Origin of the sequence: Acinetobacter sp. USHLN143 (genome assembly GCF_037145695.1) — a bacterium.
GTDB lineage: Bacteria > Pseudomonadota > Gammaproteobacteria > Pseudomonadales > Moraxellaceae > Acinetobacter > Acinetobacter fasciculus.
Map to the genome: position 1 here is coordinate 26,574 of NZ_JBBCWZ010000008.1, position 20,596 is coordinate 47,169.

The 20,596-nt window shown below is 44.4% G+C and carries 16 protein-coding genes; 5 read left to right on the forward strand and 11 right to left on the reverse strand.

The annotated features are described in order from the left end of the window. Window positions 1-432: 432 nt before the first annotated feature. From WFH18_RS03960 to efp, 3 genes are all read right to left on the reverse strand, one after another. Entirely contained in the window at window positions 433-738 is a 306-nt protein-coding gene (locus tag WFH18_RS03960) for a YbdD/YjiX family protein (RefSeq protein ID WP_171476920.1), read from the reverse strand. Window positions 739-745: 7 nt separating this feature from the next. Continuing rightward, window positions 746-2,845: a carbon starvation CstA family protein gene (locus tag WFH18_RS03965; RefSeq protein WP_004279748.1), complete on the reverse strand. Its 2,100-nt coding sequence runs from the start codon at window positions 2,843-2,845 to the stop codon at window positions 746-748. A gap of 171 nt (window positions 2,846-3,016) precedes the next feature. After that, window positions 3,017-3,586 carry an elongation factor P gene (efp, locus tag WFH18_RS03970; RefSeq protein WP_004279747.1) on the reverse strand — a complete coding sequence of 190 codons (570 nt, stop codon included), beginning with the start codon at window positions 3,584-3,586 and terminating at the stop codon, window positions 3,017-3,019. A gap of 382 nt (window positions 3,587-3,968) precedes the next feature. Here efp and epmB point away from each other — a divergent pair, with 382 nt between their 5' ends. Genes epmB through WFH18_RS03985 form a run of 3 tightly spaced genes read left to right on the forward strand, consistent with a single transcriptional unit; the run spans window position 3,969 to window position 8,893 of the window. Further along, window positions 3,969-4,991: an EF-P beta-lysylation protein EpmB gene (gene epmB, locus WFH18_RS03975; protein WP_005251335.1), complete on the forward strand. Its 1,023-nt coding sequence runs from the start codon at window positions 3,969-3,971 to the stop codon at window positions 4,989-4,991. A gap of 9 nt (window positions 4,992-5,000) precedes the next feature. After that, window positions 5,001-6,746, forward strand: a complete 1,746-nt coding sequence (locus WFH18_RS03980; RefSeq protein ID WP_005251333.1) for a hypothetical protein — start codon at window positions 5,001-5,003, stop codon at window positions 6,744-6,746. Then, a complete protein-coding gene (locus WFH18_RS03985; protein WP_121979713.1) occupies window positions 6,728-8,893 on the forward strand; it encodes an EAL domain-containing protein in 2,166 nt (721 codons plus the stop codon). The genes WFH18_RS03980 and WFH18_RS03985 overlap by 19 nt, the downstream gene beginning before the upstream one ends. 98 nt (window positions 8,894-8,991) lie before the next feature. On the opposite strand, the gene rpmE is transcribed toward WFH18_RS03985, so the two are convergent. From rpmE to WFH18_RS04005, 4 genes are all read right to left on the reverse strand, one after another. Further along, window positions 8,992-9,216, reverse strand: a complete 225-nt coding sequence (gene rpmE, locus WFH18_RS03990; protein ID WP_004279743.1) for a 50S ribosomal protein L31 — start codon at window positions 9,214-9,216, stop codon at window positions 8,992-8,994. A 195-nt stretch (window positions 9,217-9,411) separates the two neighbouring features. Next, on the reverse strand, window positions 9,412-10,392 hold the full coding sequence (locus WFH18_RS03995; protein ID WP_005251322.1) for a bile acid:sodium symporter family protein: 981 nt from the start codon (window positions 10,390-10,392) through the stop codon (window positions 9,412-9,414). Between the two features lie 144 nt (window positions 10,393-10,536). Further along, window positions 10,537-10,938 (reverse strand): lactoylglutathione lyase, encoded by a 402-nt coding sequence (gene gloA, locus WFH18_RS04000; protein ID WP_004279741.1) that lies wholly within the window; start codon window positions 10,936-10,938, stop codon window positions 10,537-10,539. Between the two features lies 1 nt (window position 10,939). After that, window positions 10,940-13,108, reverse strand: a complete 2,169-nt coding sequence (locus WFH18_RS04005) for an AmpG family muropeptide MFS transporter (protein WP_005251321.1) — start codon at window positions 13,106-13,108, stop codon at window positions 10,940-10,942. A gap of 198 nt (window positions 13,109-13,306) precedes the next feature. Between WFH18_RS04005 and WFH18_RS04010 the strand changes: the two genes are divergently transcribed. Next, a complete protein-coding gene (locus tag WFH18_RS04010; RefSeq protein ID WP_005262133.1) occupies window positions 13,307-15,934 on the forward strand; it encodes a Lon protease family protein in 2,628 nt (875 codons plus the stop codon). 90 nt (window positions 15,935-16,024) lie between these two features. Here WFH18_RS04010 and grxD read toward each other — a convergent pair whose 3' ends face one another. Next, entirely contained in the window at window positions 16,025-16,366 is a 342-nt protein-coding gene (grxD, locus tag WFH18_RS04015) for a Grx4 family monothiol glutaredoxin (RefSeq protein ID WP_004279738.1), read from the reverse strand. Window positions 16,367-16,526: 160 nt separating this feature from the next. On the opposite strand from grxD, the gene WFH18_RS04020 reads away from it, so the two are divergent. Further along, window positions 16,527-17,738, forward strand: coding sequence for an aspartate aminotransferase family protein (locus WFH18_RS04020; RefSeq protein ID WP_005251319.1), 1,212 nt, complete (start codon window positions 16,527-16,529; stop codon window positions 17,736-17,738). Between the two features lie 59 nt (window positions 17,739-17,797). On the opposite strand, the gene WFH18_RS04025 is transcribed toward WFH18_RS04020, so the two are convergent. The 3 genes from WFH18_RS04025 to surE all read right to left on the reverse strand — a co-directional run bounded on the left by WFH18_RS04025 (window position 17,798) and on the right by surE (window position 20,532). Beyond that, window positions 17,798-18,727 (reverse strand): LysR family transcriptional regulator, encoded by a 930-nt coding sequence (locus tag WFH18_RS04025; RefSeq protein WP_004279736.1) that lies wholly within the window; start codon window positions 18,725-18,727, stop codon window positions 17,798-17,800. 91 nt (window positions 18,728-18,818) lie between these two features. Then, window positions 18,819-19,649: a peptidoglycan DD-metalloendopeptidase family protein gene (locus WFH18_RS04030; RefSeq protein ID WP_005104583.1), complete on the reverse strand. Its 831-nt coding sequence runs from the start codon at window positions 19,647-19,649 to the stop codon at window positions 18,819-18,821. 94 nt (window positions 19,650-19,743) lie between these two features. Beyond that, on the reverse strand, window positions 19,744-20,532 hold the full coding sequence (surE, locus tag WFH18_RS04035) for a 5'/3'-nucleotidase SurE (protein WP_005251318.1): 789 nt from the start codon (window positions 20,530-20,532) through the stop codon (window positions 19,744-19,746). Window positions 20,533-20,596 lie beyond the last annotated feature (64 nt).

The window sequence follows — 20,596 nt, forward strand, 5'->3', positions numbered from 1 at the left end:
TCCTTAATAAAACATGGCCTAAGATTAACATACACTGAAATTTAAATTTTCCCAAAAGATCAATCATCTGTCTGTGTAACTGAATAAAAATACTGATTAGAAAATGGCGAGGATTTAAATAATAGAAGAGTCAAAATGATCAGGTTGAAAAGAAGTAAGAAGCGCAGAAAACAAATAAAATGATCGACACAAATAGAGATCATTTTTCTTTTCGCTCAAATCTCAAAATACCAATCTGAGCTCATCCATCTATTTGAAAAGAATCATACTTAAAAGGTATAGAGACTTAAGCGATTTCATGGATTTTTATAATAAAACTTTTCTACGCTAGCTCAATCAATGACCTCAGATTTAACGCGATCGTCTATTCCTCATATTAATTTTTAACGATAAAAAAAAGCGCCCCGAAAGGCGCTTGCTATGAATTAATGATTAACACGGACACTTCTTCATATCACCGCCCGCAGATGGATAACGGGAATCCACACAGTGACGATAAAATGTTTTCGGGTCCATGGCTTCCAGATCGGGATGATGCTTGCGCATATGCTCCACATAGGTATGGTAATCAGGTACACCGACCATCAGACGGAAACTTTGCTGCAAACGTTGCCACAAGGTCGCAATCCGCGACCAGTTTTTCGGATTCAGTATTAAATCCTTTTGTGACATTACGGTCATCTTGATGATTTTATAAATCATCGTTTTCCCGCTTTTGGCAAACTTCAGATTCATAATATTCCCCTTAATGACCTTTCGCTGGCTGAATCTCTTCAGGATCGCGATAAATCGCTTCTGCTTCATGTACAGATGGCTCAGGATTTGCCAATGCACGACGGATAACGCGAATTGCAGCAAACAACATGACAAAGGCTACAATCATAAAAAAAGCACAGAGTGCAGCATTAATCTGGTTCGACATCGCTACCGTCTGCATTTCTGCCACAGTTTTCGCTGGCGCTAGGATTTCATTATTGGCAATCGCCGTGTTGAAACGATCTGCCTGCGCCAAGAAACCAATCTTTGGATTTTCGTGGAAAATCTTTTGCCAGCCTGCTGTCATGGAAGTGATGAACAGGAACACTGTCGGGATAATTGTCACCCACACATATTTCTGTTTTTTCATCTTGAACAGAATGACAGTACCAAGAATGAGCGCCATCGCAGCCAAAATCTGGTTACCAATACCAAACAGCGGCCATAAACTGTTAATCCCGCCGAGTGGATCGACTACGCCCTGATAGACGAAGAAGCCCCAGCCTGCCACTGCAACCGCAGTACCCAACAGGTTTCCGAAGAAATTATGTGATTGTTTTACTGCTGGAATCACAATACCGACAGTATCCTGCACCATGAAACGACAGGCACGCGTACCCGCATCTACAGCAGTCAGGATGAATAGTGCTTCAAACAAAATCGCAAAGTGATACCAGAACGCCATCATTTCACGACTGTTGAAAATTTCGGTGATGATATGCGCCATACCAATTGCAAAAGTTGGCGCACCACCAGTACGTGACAGAATCGAGTTCTCACCCACTTCCTGTGCCAGTAAATTCAAGGCTTCAGGGGTTACCACAAAACCAAGGGTTCGCACTGCTTCTGCTGCGCTTTCTGCGGTAGTACCGAGCAAGGCTGCTGGTGAGTTAATCGCAAAATAAATTCCTGGATCCAGAATTGCAGCACAGATCAAAGCCATGATCGCTACAAAAGATTCCATCAACATACCGCCATAACCGATCATACGGATATCGCGTTCGTTGTTGACCAGTTTCGGTGTCGTCCCTGAAGAAACCAAGGCATGGAAACCGGAAATCGCACCACACGCAATAGTAATGAACAGGAATGGGAACATAGAACCTGCGAATACAGGACCAGTCCCATCAATGAATTTGGTAATCGCTGGCAGTTTCATTTCAGGCATGGCAAACAGGATACCCACGGCCAAACCTGCAATCACGCCAATTTTCAGGAAGGTCGACAGATAATCACGTGGAGCAAGCAATAGCCAGACTGGCAGTACCGATGCAATGAAACCATAAATGATCAGTGCCCAAGTGAGTTCAGTGCCAGAAAGCGTAAAGAACGGACCCCAATATGGATGTTGTGCGATGTTTTCACCGTAGATAATGCCCAGCATCATCAAGACAAAACCAATAATCGAGACTTCAGCAATTTTACCCGGGCGGATAAAACGCATGTAGATGCCCATAAAGATCGCAATCGGAATGGTCGCTGCAATACTGAATACACCCCATGGGCTGTTGGTCAGAGCTTTCACCACTACCAGTGCCAGTACCGCCAGAATGATAATCATCACGCCCAAGGCACCAAGCATCACGATAATACCGGCAAAGGTTCCCAGTTCCTGTTTTGCCATTTCCCCGAGTGATCGACCGTCACGACGGGTGGAAATAAACAGTACCAGAAAATCCTGGACTGCACCCGCAAGTACGACACCGACTAACAGCCAGATCGTCCCAGGTAAATAGCCCATTTGCGCTGCCAGGATCGGGCCTACTAGCGGACCTGCACCGGCAATCGCTGCAAAGTGATGGCCAAACAAAACACTTTTATTGGTCGGCACATAGTCCAGACCATCGGCCAGACGATGCGCAGGCGTTAAACGGCGTTCATTCAGCTCAAATACTTTGGTGGCAATAAATAAACTGTAGAAACGGTAAGCAATGCTATAGACACAGGCGGCGGCAAGTACCAGCCAGACTGCATTGACATGCTCACCCCGACTCAGTGCCAGAACTCCAAAAGAGACTGCACCCACAATGGCTACCAAAAGCCAAATCATTTTCGAAGTCAGCGTCGACTTCTTTTGTAAAGTTTCCATTCAATCCCTCATATTGTGATGCATACAAATCAGCGTGATTGTTGTTGTTCGAGGTACTGCTGTTTTCCCTTGCGACTTTACGCCTGTTCTTTCGCTTTTCCTCTAAGACTTTGGCATAAAAAAAGGGATGATTTAAATCATCCCTCTCGATAATAGTCTATTTTCAAACCATTATGCACGTTCTAAATAATCACCAGTACGGGTATCTACACGAACGCTTTCTTCTTGCTGTACGAATAATGGAACACGTACCACAGCACCTGTTTCAAGTTTCGCTGGCTTACCGCCACCGCCAGAAGTATCACCACGAACACCTGGATCAGTTTCAACGATTTTAAGTACGACGAAGTTCGGTGGAGTCACGTTTAAAGGCACGCCATTGAACAACATGATGGTACATTTTTCATTTGAATCGTCTTTTAACCATTTTGCAGCATCGCTCATTGCTGTTTTATCAGCTGCGATCTGTTCAAAGGTAACAGGATCCATGAAGTTCCACATTTCGCCATCGTTGTACAAGTATTCCATTTCTACTTCAACGATATCAGCCGCTTCTAGGTTCTCGCCTGATTTGAAAGTTTTTTCCAGAACTTTACCTGATTTAAGGTTACGTAATTTTACGCGGTTAAAAGCTTGGCCTTTACCTGGTTTTACGTATTCGTTTTCCATGATTGAACATGGGTTGCCATCAAGCATAACCTTAAGGCCTGACTTGAAATCATTCGTAGAATAATAGGCCATGACTGGCGCACTCCAAACTTACTAACTTTAATCTATTGATGCTATGGGCTGTTGCGATGTCATTTAGCAAGTCTGACACGAACATTGAGTTGCCACATGCACATTCATTTGATGTTGCGTATTCTAAATGAGCAATACACTTTGCCGCAATGAAAAAATCCGCTTTCACCCACTCAGGCTGTTTAAGTTACAATCAGACATGAAAATCCTTTGTTTATTCATGTCTTGCTCAACGTTAAAATACCATCAGGCGAGCACGAAGATCAGCATAGCTTAATCACTCTTTATTTTATAGCGCAGTGGATTATTGCGCTTCCGCACAAACTGTTAAACTGCGCCCATCAGGCTTTGTCCTCTCACTTATTATTGTTAATCTTCCGGCATGACGAACTATTTATATCAAGAACAAAACTGGCAATCACAGCTCAGCGACCTGATCACTGATCCACGCGAATTGCTTGAAGTACTGCAACTTGCACCAGAGCAACTGCTCTCAGGCGCCATTTTAGCTTCTGAACAGTTTAAACTGCGGGTACCACGTGCTTTTGTGGGCAAAATGCAGACCGGAAACCCTTTAGACCCATTGCTTTTACAAGTGCTGCCCCATCATCTGGAACTGGAAGAACATCCAGGATTTGTTACCGACCCCTTGGGCGAAGAACAGGCCAATCAGCAACCCGGCGTACTGCACAAATATAAATCCCGTTTCTTGCTGACACTGACTGGTGCCTGTGCTGTACATTGCCGTTATTGTTTCCGCCGGCATTTCCCCTATCAGGAAAATCTGCCTAAAAATGAAGACTGGATAAATATCAAGCAATATCTGGAAAGCCAACCCGATATTAATGAAGTGATTCTGAGCGGCGGTGATCCACTGACCTTATCGAACCGGAAATTAAAAACCTGGATTGAACGACTAGAATCAGTACCACATCTCAAATTCTTAAGAATACATTCACGAGTTCCTATTGTGATCCCCAACCGAGTCGACGAAGAGCTACTTAGCATGTTAAAAAACAGTAGGCTACGTATTATTCTGGTGGTACACTCAAACCATGCATCGGAGCTGGATGACTTCACTTGCAAGCGTTTAAACCAACTGGTTCAACAGCAGATCACTGTTCTGAATCAGGCGGTTTTATTAAACGGGGTAAATGATTCTGCTCAGGTTTTAGTGGATTTAAGCTATCGCTTGTTTGATGCCGGGGTCATGCCTTATTATTTACATGTACTTGATAAAGTAAAAGGTGCGCATCATTTTGATTTAGCGCCTGACCATATTAATGAGATTTATACAGAAGTTTTAGCGAACCTTCCGGGGTATTTGGTTCCTAAACTGGTTCGAGAAATAGCGGGCGAGAAGAATAAGACACCGCTTTTTGGGGTTTCAACATTTTTGAGTTAAATAATAAAGATGAGCACGCATACTTCAGACATTTTTCAGACACCGACGGAACTTAAACGAGAGCAGTTGAGCTTTTGTCCAACCACTGCCAAGGCTTTGCAGGAATGGGTTGCGGGGATTTCGATTCTACAGCTGGGGAATTCCTCCAAATCCCTGTTTAATGCCTTATTGGAAGTTTCCGAGCTGAAATGTCCAGAAACCCTGCGCTTTGACCTGATTCAGGTCTTGCATCCCACCCTTGAAAATGTCCTGACCAGTCTGGAAAAGCATTTCGTCAATCAGGGCCTGATCACTTCCGACCGGAATGACCAGATCATTGAACTGGCCATGCTGCTGCGCAGTCATTTTGCCAAAATTTATATCGATATCGTCAAACGCTGTAATCATCAGCTGACGCATCAGAAGTTTTCGCTATTTTCTCTAGGCAAAAAGAAGAGCATTCAAACTGCCCGGATGGTATCGATTTATTATGCCCTGCAACAACTCACACTTCTGTTATATCAACAACATATGCTGTATAGCACGCCGGGTCTGGGACAATGGCTGGCTGCCCATCAACTGCTTGAATGTGCAATAGACAACAATTTCTATCAAAGCAATATCAATCAGGTATTAGGCACCCAGCATGATATCCAGAACATTGCACATGCCTATGCACAGCTGATTTTACTGGATATCTTCAATACTCATCAGATCCGACCTGCAGAAATTCAGGGCCTGTATCTATGCAGTTTTGACTGGGCCAAACTGGTACAGATCCTGCCGAAGGAAACCACGCTGTCCCGTTATGTGGTCGATGCCAGCAAAGATCATCCGCCAATCTTTAATTCCCATCAAGAGCCACAGTTTCAGCCGAGCTTCTATATTTCCACTCAGAACCTGATGGATCATTTAACAGGTACTCAAAGCAAAAATGCCCAGTATCTGTCGCGGAATGAAAAACTGTTCCTGACCCCTGCACTGCATTTTCATATCTACAATCTGCTCTCGAACAATGTCGAGCGTCGTCATGAACGTTATGAATATTCAGCACAGATCAATATCTGCTTTGGCTTGAGCGTGGCGCATTTTTACCTGTCTAAAGGTAAAAACTTCAATGAAACCCTGGAACTCGATGCCAATTATAATTTCCAGAGCGAAAGCAGTTTTGTCAGCTCGATGGAAAACGCCATTCCAAGTAGTTTTAGCAGCATCAAGGCGCTCGATCGAGAAACCAAACAGATCCATAGCGCTGAAGTTCTGGATATCAGTGTCAATGGTTACCGGATTAAATGGACTGGTATTACCCCGGCTAACCTGAAAACCGGTGAATTCATTCTGGTTCAGGAAAAAACCCAGAGTCAGTGGCGTGGCGGTGTGATTCGCTGGATCAAGCAGTCAACGGATAAGAGCCTAGAAATCGGGCTGGAAATTTTGGCACAAGAGCTCTTTCCTTGTGCAGCTTATACCCGTACCGAACGTCATCATGTCAACTATCAGCCTGCCCTGTTGGTGAAAATGACGCAACTGGATCAGGTCTCGACCAGCCTGATTGTCTCTGGTTCACAGATGTTTAGGGAAAAACAAACCATTCATTTACGTCTTGGTCAGGAAGAAATCAAAATCTATCTGACCAAAGCACAACTGATTACGCAGAGTTTCATCCGTTTTGATTATGAATTACTCAATGATCAGGAAGAAGAGATGATCGAAAACTTTATCGATCAGCACATGAATGAAAGCAGAAATCATGATTTATGGGAAGCATTGAAGTGAGAAATCCATTATTGTCTAAAAAGTTAAAACGTACTGAAACACGTTTACTGATTATTGATGATAATCAAATTAGATATAACCAAATCCGTGATCTTCTGACCAGTCATGATTATCAGGTCGATGCTGTGCTGCTGGATGATCTGCAGTCTTTTGAAAAACAGCTGAATTTCAAATGGGATCTGCTTATTTTTGGGCGTGCCTACGATCTGAAATACGAACAGGCCTTAGGGATCGTGCGTCTTTCGCAGCAACCTGACCTTCCGATGATTTTGCTTAAACCGGATGATTATCAGGCTGAACAGTATGCGCAATATATCCGTAAAGGGGTATATGACATTCTCAACTTCGACTACTTGGAACGCTTTTATGTGGGACTGGTCCGAGCATTGTCATTTAGCCGTTTGTCACAATCTCAGCAACATTTAATGACTGAGCTGGAAACAGCACAAATTCAGGCACAATCTTTAGTAGACGACAGCAACCGTGCTGTTGCCACCATTCAGGAAGGGATTCATATTCAGGCCAATGCGGACTACCTGAAACTGTTTGGCTTGCAAAATGAAGACGAAATCATTGGCCTACCGCTTCTGGATCTGCTCCAGCCTTCAGATTTGAATGATTTTAAAACCCGTTTCAAAAAGATTTCTCAGGGTCAGTTTGATTTAGGTCGAGTCGAGATTCAGTCTCTGAATCCGCATGTATCCGCATCTAACCCATTAAAACTGGAATTCTTGCCTTCCACTGCTGAAGAAGATGCGGTACAAATTAGCATTGATACCCAATCTCAAACGGTTTCCTCCAATAAGACTCCTGGAAAACCAAGCGTTTTTCATTCACTTAAGCGTGAACTCAATAAGCAGCCTGCACCAGTAAATGCCTTGGTGACTTTCTCTCTTAGCGCTTATGATCCTGAGCTTCTGCAGTCTGACTGGACTACTTTTAGTGGCTACTTTGAAGCAGTCAAAGAGTTCCTCATGGAACAGACCCATATTTCCCTGTTTAAACTGGAATATGATGTTGTTGTAGGTATGTTACAGGCAGATTCCAAAGCAATTCTTGAATCCAAACTGATCAGTTTAAATGCCTTAAGCAAACCGCAACTCATTACAGTGGGACAAAAAACCTTCCCTCTAAATTTGCGCTTGGGCTATGTCATGCTTGAACAGGGCCTGCAGGATGAAATGCACTGCAATACGCTGATTGGACAGGCATTCTCTACATCTTTACCTCAAGCAGAAGCTGTAGCTGAATTTAAACTCGATATTCCTGCGTCACTGAGCAGTCCGGTTGCGGTAGAAATGCCGAGTATAGATTTCAGTGTTGCTGAAACACCAGTTGCCAGCCCAACATTGGCAGCCGTCAGTCCAGCAGTCACGTCTATTCCTAGCGCTACACCTTCTATTTTGAAAGCCTTAAGTGAATGTCTAGAACGTGGTGAGATTCATTTAAAATATCAACAACTCTATGATAAAGAAGATACGCGTTTATATACCTATGAAGTGACCAGTGGCTTTATTTTTGAGAATAAATGGCAGGATATTTCTAGCCTTTTAGAACTTCATGAAGATGATGAACTGTCCATTAAACTGGATCGCTGGATTCTGGTTGAAGCCAGTAAACAGCTACACAACTATATTACCCAGTATCCTGATGCAAGCTTAATTGTCAATTTGAACCGTGCCGTACTATTTAAAGACCGCACCTTCCCGGAATTTATTTCCAAGCTGATTACGATTATTCGCAGTAAAGTGAAGCATCCGCTAATCTTGCAATTCTCAGAAGAAGATATTTTACTGAATCAACAAGATGCACAAAAATATCTACGCGTGCTGTATGAACATGGCGCACTGATTGCACTGCGTGATTTTGGTCAATCCATGTACAGTCAAAATTTACTGCGCGAACTGGAACTGGATGGTGTCAGCTTACATTCGAGCTTAACCAATATGCTCAATAAAGATACCGAGATTGAGCAGTTACAGGAAAAAATCACCAGCTATAATGAAATCAAGCCACTCAATATTCTGATCCGTGAATTAAATGATATGACATTGTTCGCCAATGCCTGGAACGTGGATGCCCGCTTTATTCAGGGGAATTATTTCCAGAAAAAACTCGATCATTTGATTGATGTGCAAGAGCATTAAGTGCTGCTACAAACCTGCAACTTAGAAAGTGGCATGATCATCTTCTGAATTGCAGGCACAAAAAAACGGGCTTAAAGCCCGTTTTTTCATTTTGGATATTAACGTTTAACAGAACGTGACATACCAGCAAAACGTTGTTTGAACTTGTCGATACGACCGCCAGTGTCAACGTTCTTTTGCTTACCAGTGTAGAATGGGTGGCAAGCTGAACATACGTCTAGATAAAGAGTTTCTTTACCAAGAGCTGAACGAGTTTCGATTACGTTACCACATGAACAAGTAGCAACTAAAGTTTCATATTTTGGGTGAATATCGGCGCGCATCGTCGATTACTCCATTAGATTCAAGAAGGTTTAGCTGTCATCGCTATTGATCACTCTCAACTGAGGAAGCAGGAACATCGTTCATGCAGATCAACACCACAACAGACCATTCTTTTGGCCCACCGAGACGGATACCGTCAGAGCTAAGCACAACAAGTGGGCATTATTATACGTGAAACGAATTTAATATGCGAATTATTCTTCAGCTTCTGACCCAGTCTCTTTGGCCCACAGATTGGCAATAATCCCGCAGACCATTAATTGAATCTGATGAAAAATCATGATCGGCAGGACAATCATGCCCAGCGGCTGGCCAATAAATAAAATTTGCGCCATCGGCACTCCACTGGCCAGGGTTTTCTTGGAACCACAAAAGAATGCCGTTTTCTGGTCAGCGCGGCTAAAGCCCAGCCAGCGTGGAATATAAAGTGATAACAGCATCACAATGGTGAGTAACACCGAGCAAGCCAGCAATAGCAGCAACAAGGTACTCAGGCTCACTTCATTCCACAGCCCGGCCACTACGGCGCTACTAAAAGCGCCATACACCACCAGTAAAATCGAGCCTTGATCGAAGACCTTGACGATTTTTGGCATTTTCATCATTTGCGGATAGATCCAGGGACGCAGAATCTGTCCTGAAATAAACGGCACCAAGAGCAGCAGTGTAATCTGGATAATCGATGAAGTCGGATCAAAACCATGATCAGATTGACCGAGAATAAAAAATGCGACCAATAATGGAGTAATAAACATACCGATCAGATTGGAAAAAGAGGCACTACATACCGCCCCGGCGACATTGCCATGAGCCACTGAAGTAAAGGCGATCGAGGACTGCACGGTGGATGGCAGGAAACACATAAACAGGAAACCCCAATATAGTTCCTGTCCGAGCATGGGTAATAAAATCGGCTTGGCCAAAAGCCCGAGAATCGGAAACAGGGCAAAAGTTAGCGCAAAAACTAAAGTATGCAATTTCCAGTGCATAATGCCTTGCACCACAGCTTCACGAGACAGTTTGGCGCCGTGCAGGAAAAACAGGATGGCAATCGCTCCTGTCGTCACCCAGCCAAAGACTTCAGCCGCCTGCCCCGAAACTGGCAGCACACTGGCCAGCAAAACCATCACAAACAACAGTATCGTAAACCGATCCAATGCCAAGAACTTAAGCATATCCCTATAATCCCTCAGATTTTATTGTTTGATATAAAAATGCCCGGCTATCTTAACAGATGCCGGGCCCATGCTATGCACTCAGATTGATGTAATATTTTCATCTATACATGAATGCATTTCATATATCTCGCTACGTCACACTTAGTTATTACGTGCATTGTTGTCTTGCTGGATCAGCTCGATCTTGTAGCCATCTGGATCTTCTACAAATGCAATTACAGTCACGCCACCTTTCATTGGGCCAGCTTCACGCACCACATTACCGCCACGCGCTTTAATCTCTTCGCAAGCCTTGTAAGCATCATCAACTGCAATCGCGATATGACCATAAGCATTGCCCAGTTCATAGCTGTCTGTATCCCAGTTATGGGTCAATTCCAGTACGGTGTGATTCTCTTCATCGCCATAACCGACAAAAGCCAGGGTAAAACGGCCCTCTTCGTAATCACGCTTACGAAGCAAAGTCATGCCAAGTACTTCAGTATAGAACTTGAGAGATTGTTCTAAATTGCCTACACGTAACATGGTATGTAGCATGCGCATATTAATCATCCTTCTGTACAGATTGTTGTTGGTGTTCACCGAGCAGTTTTGCGACCCAGACCACCAGAATCAGGATCGGAATCCCAATCAGAGTAGTCATCAGGAAGAAATTCGGATAACCGATATTGGTGACTATAGTACCCGAATAGCCACCTAAAATCTTAGGCGTCAGGGTCATGAGTGAGCTAAAAATCGCATATTGAACAGCGGTAAATGACACACTGGTCAAGCTCGACAAGAATGCAATAAACGCAGCACCAGCCAGCCCGGCGGCCAGATTATCGACAATAATGGCAAAATAAAGCCACTTGTCGCTATAAGGTTTAATCACCTTGCCACTGACTTCGACCGTATCTGAACTGTTGCTATCCACCACTGCCAAGGGCTGAATATCGACATCCAGATTCTGGGTATTGCTCAGCTGATCATTGACCTGATAAACATGCGTTGTTTGCTGCAGTGCCTGATCATCTTGCATCAAGACGGCACTGATAATATGTGCAGGTGACTGAATCAGTTGTTGTGCAGGAAGCGCGGCAGTAAATACGCCTTCACTTTCCAGTTTTGCCTCAATATTTTGATCATTGATTTGTAAAACAATCTTTTGATTTTCTTGCAGTGCTTCACCGACATACTGGCCGCGCACTACAATGGTCTTGTCCTGTTCAGCTACAGTGAGGCTATTGTCACTGGTGATCGGCAAGATCTGTAACTGGGTGCTGCCCTGTTCTGTGGTCAAATACGGCATATTGACCTGTACCGGGGCTTGATCAGTAACATCTCCATCCAGATAAGCAGCCGATACTTGTAGCTGTTTGCTCTGCGCCAGCACAGCACTCGGTATATCCAGCTTCCAGTAACCAACTTCATCGGTCTCTGCCTGATAAACCTGATTACCGACCGTGACTTCGACAGCTGCTAGTTTTTCACCAGACTTGACCAGGCCGATAAAAATCAGGTTGGTGGAACAGGCCAGCACAGCACCAACAAACATCAGTTTCATGATGTTCATCTTCTGGGCCAAGAGCCCGCCAAGGAATCCACCGACTAAAGAGAAAATGACTCCATAGACTTTAACTGCCTCGGCAATCTGTTCTTTACTGAAATTCAGGTCCTGATAGAACACATTAGAAATGACGCCGGCAATAATATCGGAGACCCGATAAAAACCGATCAGCAATAACAACACCAATGCCAGTTTCAAGCCATAACGTTTAAAGAAGTCTGCAACCGGATTGACCCAGGTTTCATAGGCCATCTGCCTGTTAACCGCACCCATTTTTACCAAGCTTGCACCAATCGCAAATGCGACAGCACCTGAGCCAATAAAGCGTAAGGCCTCAAAACAGAACAAGGCAAAGGTATCTTCAATAGCAAACTGTTGCTTGATACTGTCCACCAGATTGCCTGAATAGATATAGCTCAGTACAAAACTGATCACCGCAACAAAAAATACGGCGACTAAACGGAAATAATCACTGCGCACATAGTGTTTTCGCACACGGTCAACCTGCGGCTCCCGAATGGACAGTGTGGTGATAATACCGACCAGCATGACAGCAGCCATCGCCAGATAGGTCCATTTCCAGGCATCATAGATATAGTTGCCTTTCGCAGTTCCCAAATAGGCCGCCAGAAACAAGGCACCAGCACCAGCGACAATCATCCCGATCCGGTAACCGGCATTATAGGTGGCGGCCAATACGGTCTGCATCTGGGTTTCCGCCAGTTCAATCCGGTAGGCATCAATCACAATATCCTGCGTTGCTGCGGAGAAACCAAGCAGGACTGCACCGAGCGCCATTTGCTGTAAATGTGTTGCACCCAAAGCCGGATCAGAAAAGGCCATAATGGAAATGGCACAGACAATCAGAATCTGCGCAATCAGCAACCAGGCACGACGACGTCCCAGAGCCTTGGTCAGAAAAGGGACAGGAAGTTCATCAATGAGCGGTGCCCAGACGAATTTAAACGAATAGCCCAATGCGGCCCAGCTAAAGAAAGTTACTGCACTTTTGCTGATTCCGGCCTCACCTAACCATAAAGACAGACTGGAAAAAATCAGAAGAATCGGCACACCAGCCGAAAATCCCAAGAACAGCATGATCAATGCACGTCGATCTAAAAATGCTGTAAATGCGGATTTCCAACCCGTCGTTTGTGTTGTCATTGCTTTATTATTTTCCGCAGAAAAACCAATTGCTGCTATTCAATCCTGTAATAGCGTATCTTTCAACAAGATTTATATATTTATCACATTTCCGGTTTTTTATTTTCTGGCAAAAGCGACATGTTGGCTTGAATTTTTCAAGTAAATCTGTATACCTTAACTCTCATCAACGTAATATTTCGTTTTGGATTTTCAACAGTGACCCAGAGACTCGATCAAATTAATTCTTCTATTGCCAGCAACACCAGCACAACTCCACAAAAAATCCGCTCAGATTTACTTATCTCTGCATTTGAACAAAGCGAAATTAAAAATACTCTGGACCATACCCGGTTAACATCCACCCAGCTGACGCATATTCCAAACCTAGAAAAAATTCCTGCGTCAACCAAACGGATCAAGCCCCTGAATAACTTTTTGGGCCAAGATCGCGCACGCGCCTCAGTTGAGGCCGGGATTGCCCTGCCTTATTCCGGCTATAACATTTTTGCTGTGGGTACCGCAGGACTCGGAAAACGCACCATGGTGAAGCGTTTGCTGCAACAGCACGCCAAAACTATGGAAACCCCGAATGACTGGGTGTTCGTCAATAACTTTCAGAACCAGCGTCAGCCGATTGCGCTAGAACTGCCCTCAGGTCAAGGGCCGAAATTCCAGGCCATGTTGAATCAAAGCTGGCAAACGATCCTCAAGCAGCTTGAGCGCCGTTTTACTGCAGAGACCTATCATAACCGCATTGAAATGATTCGCCAGGAAACGGGTGATGAACAGCAGCAGGCACTGATCGAACTGACCAAAGAAGGCGCAGAACTGGATCTGAAGCTGATCTCGCGACATGATGAGCACTGTTTTGTCCCTGTGCATCTGATTGATGACAAATTGCAGGAAATGTCTCAGGAAGATCTGAATGCATTAAGCAACAAAGATCGTGCCGAACTAGCCTCTAACATGCGCTATATGGACAAGAAACTGGAACGTTTGGGTTTACACCTAGGTGATCTGGAAGATGATGCACGCGATCGCGTACAGATCCTGAACCGCGATATCGCCAAGCAGGTCGTCTTGCCGCGAGTCGAACAGATTCTAGCGAAATTCAAACATGTGGAAGGTCTGGAACATTATCTGAAATATTATGCCGAAGACATTATCAATAATGTCGAAATCGTGCTGGAACAGGAAGAAGATGACTTCACTCCGGCACTATTCAGCCGCGTTCCGGCACGTTATCAGGCAAATGTAATTATTACCCATAAGCCGAACAGTGGTGCACCGGTGATCTTTGAAGATTTTCCAACGCATTACAACCTTTTGGGTCATGTGGAACAACTGACCCAAAATGGCACGATTACCACCGACTTCACCCTGATTCGTTCAGGTACCTTGCACAAGGCTAACGGTGGCTTCCTGATGCTGGAAGCGGAACAATTGCTGGAACAGCCCTATGCATGGCAAGGCTTGAAGCGCGCGCTTAAATCGGGGCATTTAAAATTGTCCTCGCTTGAGCATATGATCACGTTAACCGGCAGCATTTCGATTGAACCTGCTTCGATTCCATTGAATATCAAGGTCATCTTGCTGGCTGAGCCTGAAATTTATTATGAAATTTTAGAGCTTGAACCAGAGCTGGGCAGCATCTTTAAAATCCGTGCTGATTTTACCGATACATTACAACGTAATGACGACAACGAGCAGGCCTATATGCAGCTGATTGCCGACTATGTGCAATCGGATAAATTATTACCTTTTGACCGTTCTGCTTTGGCGGCATTGCTCACAGATTCCAGCCGTCAGGCCGAAGATCAAAGTTCATTGTCATTACATGCCCTGACGCTGGGTGATCTGATCCGTGAAGCACATCATCATGCCTTCCAGGCTGGCGACAAGATGGTGTCAGAAAAACATATCAATACTGCCCTGGATCATCGCAAATATCGTCTCGGCTATTTACGTGAACTGTATTGGCAAGATCTGACTCGTGGTACTCAACTGATCGAAACCCGCGGCCATCGTCTGGGCCAAATCAATGCCCTGTCCGTCATTCATTATGCTGATGTTGAATTTGGTCTGCCTTCACGACTGACTGCTTCGGTTTATCAAGGTGGTGGTGATATTCTGGATATCGAACGCAGTGTCGAACTCGGTGGCTCTTTACATGCTAAAGGCGTGTTGCTGATGTCGTCTTTCCTGAAAGCACATTTTGGTCGTGAACAGACCTTGCATTTCTCTGCTGCACTGGCCTTTGAACAAAGTTATGGCCAGGTCGATGGTGACAGTGCCACAGTCGCGGAACTGTCTGCCTTACTGTCTGCCATAAGTCAGTTACCGATTGATCAATCCTGGGCCATTACCGGTTCCATGAACCAGCTGGGACAAGTACAACCGGTAGGTGGTGTGAATGCCAAAATTGAAGGTTTCTTTGATGCTTGCAAGTTACAAGGTCTGACCGGAAAACAAGGTGTGATTATTCCGCGTCAAAATATGCAACATCTAATGCTGCGTAAAGATGTCACCATTGCTGTGGAAGAAGGTCAGTTCCATATTCACGCGATTGATACCATTGATCAGGCGCTGGAAATTCTGATGGCGCGTCCTGTCGGCACCTTGGATAAAAAAGGTCGTTATAGCAAAAATTCAATCTATGCCGCAGTGATGGCACAGCTGGATTATTGGCAAGCGATTGAAGATGGTGCCGAACTGGTCGAAGTGCCGAAGAAAAAGAAAAAAAAGAAGAAGAAAAAAGACAAGAAGCAAATCGTCGAGCCACAAACTGAAGTTGATGCTGATGCTTCGACAGTTGAAAAGCCGGATGCAGCGACAGAGGATTAACTCTAACCTTGACCTAAGCAAAAGTAGAGATAAAAAAAAGCGCTTCTCAATGAAGCGCTTTTTCACATCTGAACTTAATTTAATACAAAATTAAGCATCAGCTGCCGGGCTATACTGTTCAACTAAAGGCTTTAATTCACCTTTTTGGAACATGTCGAGCATGATATCACTACCACCGATCAACTCACCATTGATCCAAAGCTGTGGAAATGTCGGCCAGTTGGCGATTTGTGGTAACATCGCGCGAATGTCCTGGTTTTCCAGAATGTTTACATAAGCAAACGGACGACCAATTTGACTGAGTGCTTCTACTGCACGTGCAGAAAAACCACATTGTGGAAATTGCGGTGTGCCTTTCATGTAAAGAAGTACTGCGTGTTTTGCAATTTGGTCACGAATTAACGCTTCGGTATCGCGTGCTTGTTCAGTCATTGATAAATCCTCAACTCATCTGTCTCGCATTATACCCAAATCCAGGCAAAACAGTATGTCTAAAGCAATAATTCCAATTTTATTTACAATTACCCTTTAAATCTGAGTGGGTTTTTGCTTATATAAGTTTTTCTTTCCACCTAACAGTTAAGAGTTAGTCATGAATAATATTACCCTCGCACCGGTACAAACTGATCAACCGTCTCATTTGATGCCTGTTTTTGGCCGTCAACCGATCAGCTTTGTCCGAGGACGAGGTGCATATCTTTATACCGAAGATGGTACAGAGTATTTAGATGCATTAACCGGAATTGCGGTATGCGGTTTGGGCCATGCGCATCCAGTCATTGCCGAAGCGATTGCTGAACAGGCAGCGACCCTGATTCATACCAGCAACCTGTTTGAAGTGCCTTGGCAAACCGCTGCCGCACAGAAACTGGCTGAAGTTGCAGGTATGGAAGAAGTATTTTTCTCCAACAGTGGCGCAGAATCAAATGAAGGTGCAATCAAGATTGCACGTAAATTCGGTCATATGCAAGGCATTGCTTCACCAAAAATTATTGTTGCTGACCAGTCTTTCCATGGTCGTACCATGGCCACCCTGTCTGCTACAGGCAATAAAAAAGTGCAAGAAGGTTTTGGCCCGCTGGTTGAAGGTTTTATTCGTGTACCTTTTGGTGATATCGAAGCAATTGAAGAAGCTGCAATCAATCATCCGGATATCGTAGCGATTTTGATTGAGCCTATTCAGGGTGAAGGCGGTGTGAATACCGCACCTCAAGGTTTCAGCTATTTAGAAGAAATTCGCCAAATCTGCAACCAGCATAACTGGCTGATGATGCTGGACGAAGTGCAAACTGGTAATGGCCGTACCGGTAAATACTTTGCTTATCAGCACACCAATATTATTCCGGATGTACTGACCACAGCCAAAGGCTTAGGAAATGGCTTCCCGATTGGTGCAGTCATGACCCAAGGTCGTGGCGTCGGTGTATTAACTGCTGGAAATCACGGTTCTACCTATAGCGGTACAGCACTGGGTTCGCGTGTGGTCTATACCATTCTCGATATTATGCGAAAAGAAAATATCGTCGCGAATGCGGCTGAAAAAGGTGCTTATATCGTTGACCAGCTACTCAACAAACTGGCAGATCAAAATGTCATCGTACGTGGTTTCGGTCTGATGATCGGGATTGAATTACCAAAAGAATGTGGTGATCTGGTTGCGATTGCACGCAATGAATACAAGATGATTATCAATGTCACTGCAGGCAATGTCGTTCGTCTGTTGCCTACCCTGAATATTACCCAGGAGCAGGCAGACCAGTTGATCGAACGTCTGGTAAAAATGATCAAAGCTTATTTGGCATAAAGCCCTAGCCTAAAAATTAAAAAAGCCGCTCTAAAGCGGCTTTTTTATTATTCTGCACTCTATGATGCGTTTTGTAACATACGTCCGCCAGAGATCTGGCTAAAATATTGTTTCAGGGTATCAAGACAACGAAGAATTTTTGTCGGTTGTTGTTCACGTTTCGGAATAACCGCATACAGTGTAATCGATGGCAGTCTCCATTCAGGCAGAACTTCAACTAAAGTACCGTTAAGCAAATCCTTTTTAGCATCAAGATATAAAACCTTGGCAATCCCATTACCCTGCAAGCACATCGATTTTGCAACCAAACCGTTATTGGTACTGAAACGGGATTTCAGTTCAAACTCGGCTTTTTCTGCAGTATTCACATGTTGGAAATGATAATACTGATGGTTTTTAAGATGCGTTAAAGGCAAGACCTCATGATTTTTAAGATCATCAGGTTTCGAAATAATGGTGCTTTGATTAATATAACTCGGTGTCGCCACCAGAATTTGCTCAATCTGCATCAATGGCACAACCTGAAGATTATGCTCATCATTTTTCTGTTCAAATCTTAGGGCGATATCAACTCGCCCATCCAACAAATCAACCTCATGATTGTTTGTTTCTAAATGTACTGCCAAGCCGCGATGTGCAGCTATCCAATGAGAAAGTGCAGGAATCACATGATTCGCGCATAATTCTGGCAAAGAAACGATACGCAGCTCACCCACGAGATCATCACGTAACTCATTGATCCGGACTTTACCGCGCTCAGCAGCAGATAACATTTCTTGACAGCTATGGAAAAAAGCTTGTCCCGCTTCGGTCAGACTTAATTTTCTCGTCGAACGATTTAGAAGTACGACTTCCATATCGTGTTCTAATGAGCGAATTTGTTGACTGACGGCGCTGGTCGTAATCCCTAATTCACGGGCAGCACCGCTAAACGAGTTCTTCTCCACAACGCAAGCAAAGACACCCATTGCTCGAAGTTGATCTAACATAAATTTCCCTCTAAACTTATGAGGTGCTTCATCATTTGATAAAAGCAACTTATTGTATTATACGGCGAAATTTACACTTTGCATTATTTATTTAATTGTTTGGTAAAACTGCAGTAGGATTAATAGGTTTGCCGTCTAAGCGCACCTGAAACTCAAGCATGGTACGGTTTGTACCAGTCGATCCCATTTCTGCAATTTTTTGACCAGCCGTTACATTTTGGCCACTTTTCACATTCAATTTACTGTTATGTGCATAAGCGGTGATATAGCCATTGATATGCTTCACCAACACCAGATTGCCATATTCTTTCAGGCCATCAGCGGCATACACCACCTGCCCGTCTGCTGCTGCAAATACCGGATCGCCGACATTGCCACTATAGCGGGTGCCCTTGATATTAGAAGCTAAATTGTATTGCTGAAGAATCGCACCATTCGATGGTTTTACCCAACGTAAACCTGCAGCCGTAGATACTGGCGTAACCGGTGCAGATGTATTGACGCGTGGTGTGGTTTGTACTGTGGTTGCTGGTGTCACCGGTGCCGGTGTAGGCACTGCAATTGTTTGACGCTGGATTGGCGCTGCCTGAGTCATAGCCTGAGTACTGGTGCTACGGCGCGCAGTATTGCTTTTCAGGCGGATTGATTGTCCGACATAAATCCGGTAAGGCGCACTGATATCATTCATCTCCGCGACACTGATATAGTTCAGCCCATAACGTGCTGCAATCCCGCTCAATGTATCTCCTGAACGCACCGTATAGAAATCAGGAGCTGTTGCATAACGCGTTGCATTATTCACCTGGGGTTTGGTGGCACAACCGGTAATTACTCCTGTAGAAATAACAACGGTCGATAAAACAAGGGTTTTAATCAGGGTTGCAGGCGAAGCTACGACACATTTCGGTAACACCAAGAACATTATCTTCCTCTCTAATGCTATACGGTTGCAAAATTTCGTTAAGATTAGCAAAGTTTTACGGCAATATACTTGCAATCGCGAGTTTTTCACAAAGTTATAACACTAAGGACGCATTTTCTTCCAATTGTGTTTGCAAATTCCGCAAACTCTCATAATTGGTGGCATCCATCTGAATCGGGGTAATACTGACATAGCCATTGGCGACCGCAGAGAAGTCTGAATCAATCTCGCTAAATCCCGGCTTAGGTTCTGCGACTGCTTCTCCCGAGAGTCCAATCCAAAATACCTGACGACCACGCGGATCTACATGACTCGTCACCGGTTTAGACTGACGGCGGCGACTTTGATATGTCACTTTTTCACCCTGCAATTCAGTTACATCTGGAATATTGATATTAAAAATATGTCGCTCAGGCAGAACAGGCAAACCACGAGCAATAAAATCATGCACCCATTCGGCGGCCAACTGATAATCCTGAGGCTGCTGATAGCCACGTACATTCGGCCCACTCAGTGATACGGCAATCGCAGGATGTTTAGTTAAACGACCTTCAAAGGCCGCCCCGACTGTACCGGAATACAAGATATCATCTCCCAGATTTGCGCCGCTATTTATCCCGCTAACCACTAGGTCAAATTCAAAATCAAATAGCCCGTTCATAGCCAAGTAAACGCAATCTGCCGGCGTCCCATTAACCGCCCAGACATCAGGAGAAATCTGGATTGGGCGTAAAGGGCGGTCCAAAGTTAAGGCACTAGAAAAGCCACTGCGTTCACTTTCCGGTGCCACAATCACCACTCGCCCCAAAGGCTTTAGCGCTTGCGCCAAAGCCTGAATACCGGGTGCAAACACCCCATCATCATTTGAAACTAAAATATTCACTAAAAAATCTCGTTACGCTAAAAAATGACTGACTAGGACATTTCATTGTATTAGTGCAGGAATT

Coding starts and splice junctions, on each gene's coding strand:
- WFH18_RS04005 (WP_005251321.1), bottom strand. CDS start 13,108: ATGACAACACAAACGACGGGTTGGAAATCCGCATTTACAGCATTTTTA.
- rpmE (WP_004279743.1), bottom strand. CDS start 9,216: ATGCGCGCCGATATTCACCCAAAATATGAAACTTTAGTTGCTACTTGT.
- gloA (WP_004279741.1), bottom strand. CDS start 10,938: ATGCGCATGCTACATACCATGTTACGTGTAGGCAATTTAGAACAATCT.
- WFH18_RS03985 (WP_121979713.1), top strand. CDS start 6,728: ATGGGAAGCATTGAAGTGAGAAATCCATTATTGTCTAAAAAGTTAAAA.
- WFH18_RS04020 (WP_005251319.1), top strand. CDS start 16,527: ATGAATAATATTACCCTCGCACCGGTACAAACTGATCAACCGTCTCAT.
- epmB (WP_005251335.1), top strand. CDS start 3,969: ATGACGAACTATTTATATCAAGAACAAAACTGGCAATCACAGCTCAGC.
- WFH18_RS03995 (WP_005251322.1), bottom strand. CDS start 10,392: ATGCTTAAGTTCTTGGCATTGGATCGGTTTACGATACTGTTGTTTGTG.
- efp (WP_004279747.1), bottom strand. CDS start 3,586: ATGGCCTATTATTCTACGAATGATTTCAAGTCAGGCCTTAAGGTTATG.
- WFH18_RS03980 (WP_005251333.1), top strand. CDS start 5,001: ATGAGCACGCATACTTCAGACATTTTTCAGACACCGACGGAACTTAAA.
- WFH18_RS04030 (WP_005104583.1), bottom strand. CDS start 19,649: ATGTTCTTGGTGTTACCGAAATGTGTCGTAGCTTCGCCTGCAACCCTG.
- WFH18_RS04025 (WP_004279736.1), bottom strand. CDS start 18,727: ATGTTAGATCAACTTCGAGCAATGGGTGTCTTTGCTTGCGTTGTGGAG.
- grxD (WP_004279738.1), bottom strand. CDS start 16,366: ATGACTGAACAAGCACGCGATACCGAAGCGTTAATTCGTGACCAAATT.
- WFH18_RS03965 (WP_004279748.1), bottom strand. CDS start 2,845: ATGGAAACTTTACAAAAGAAGTCGACGCTGACTTCGAAAATGATTTGG.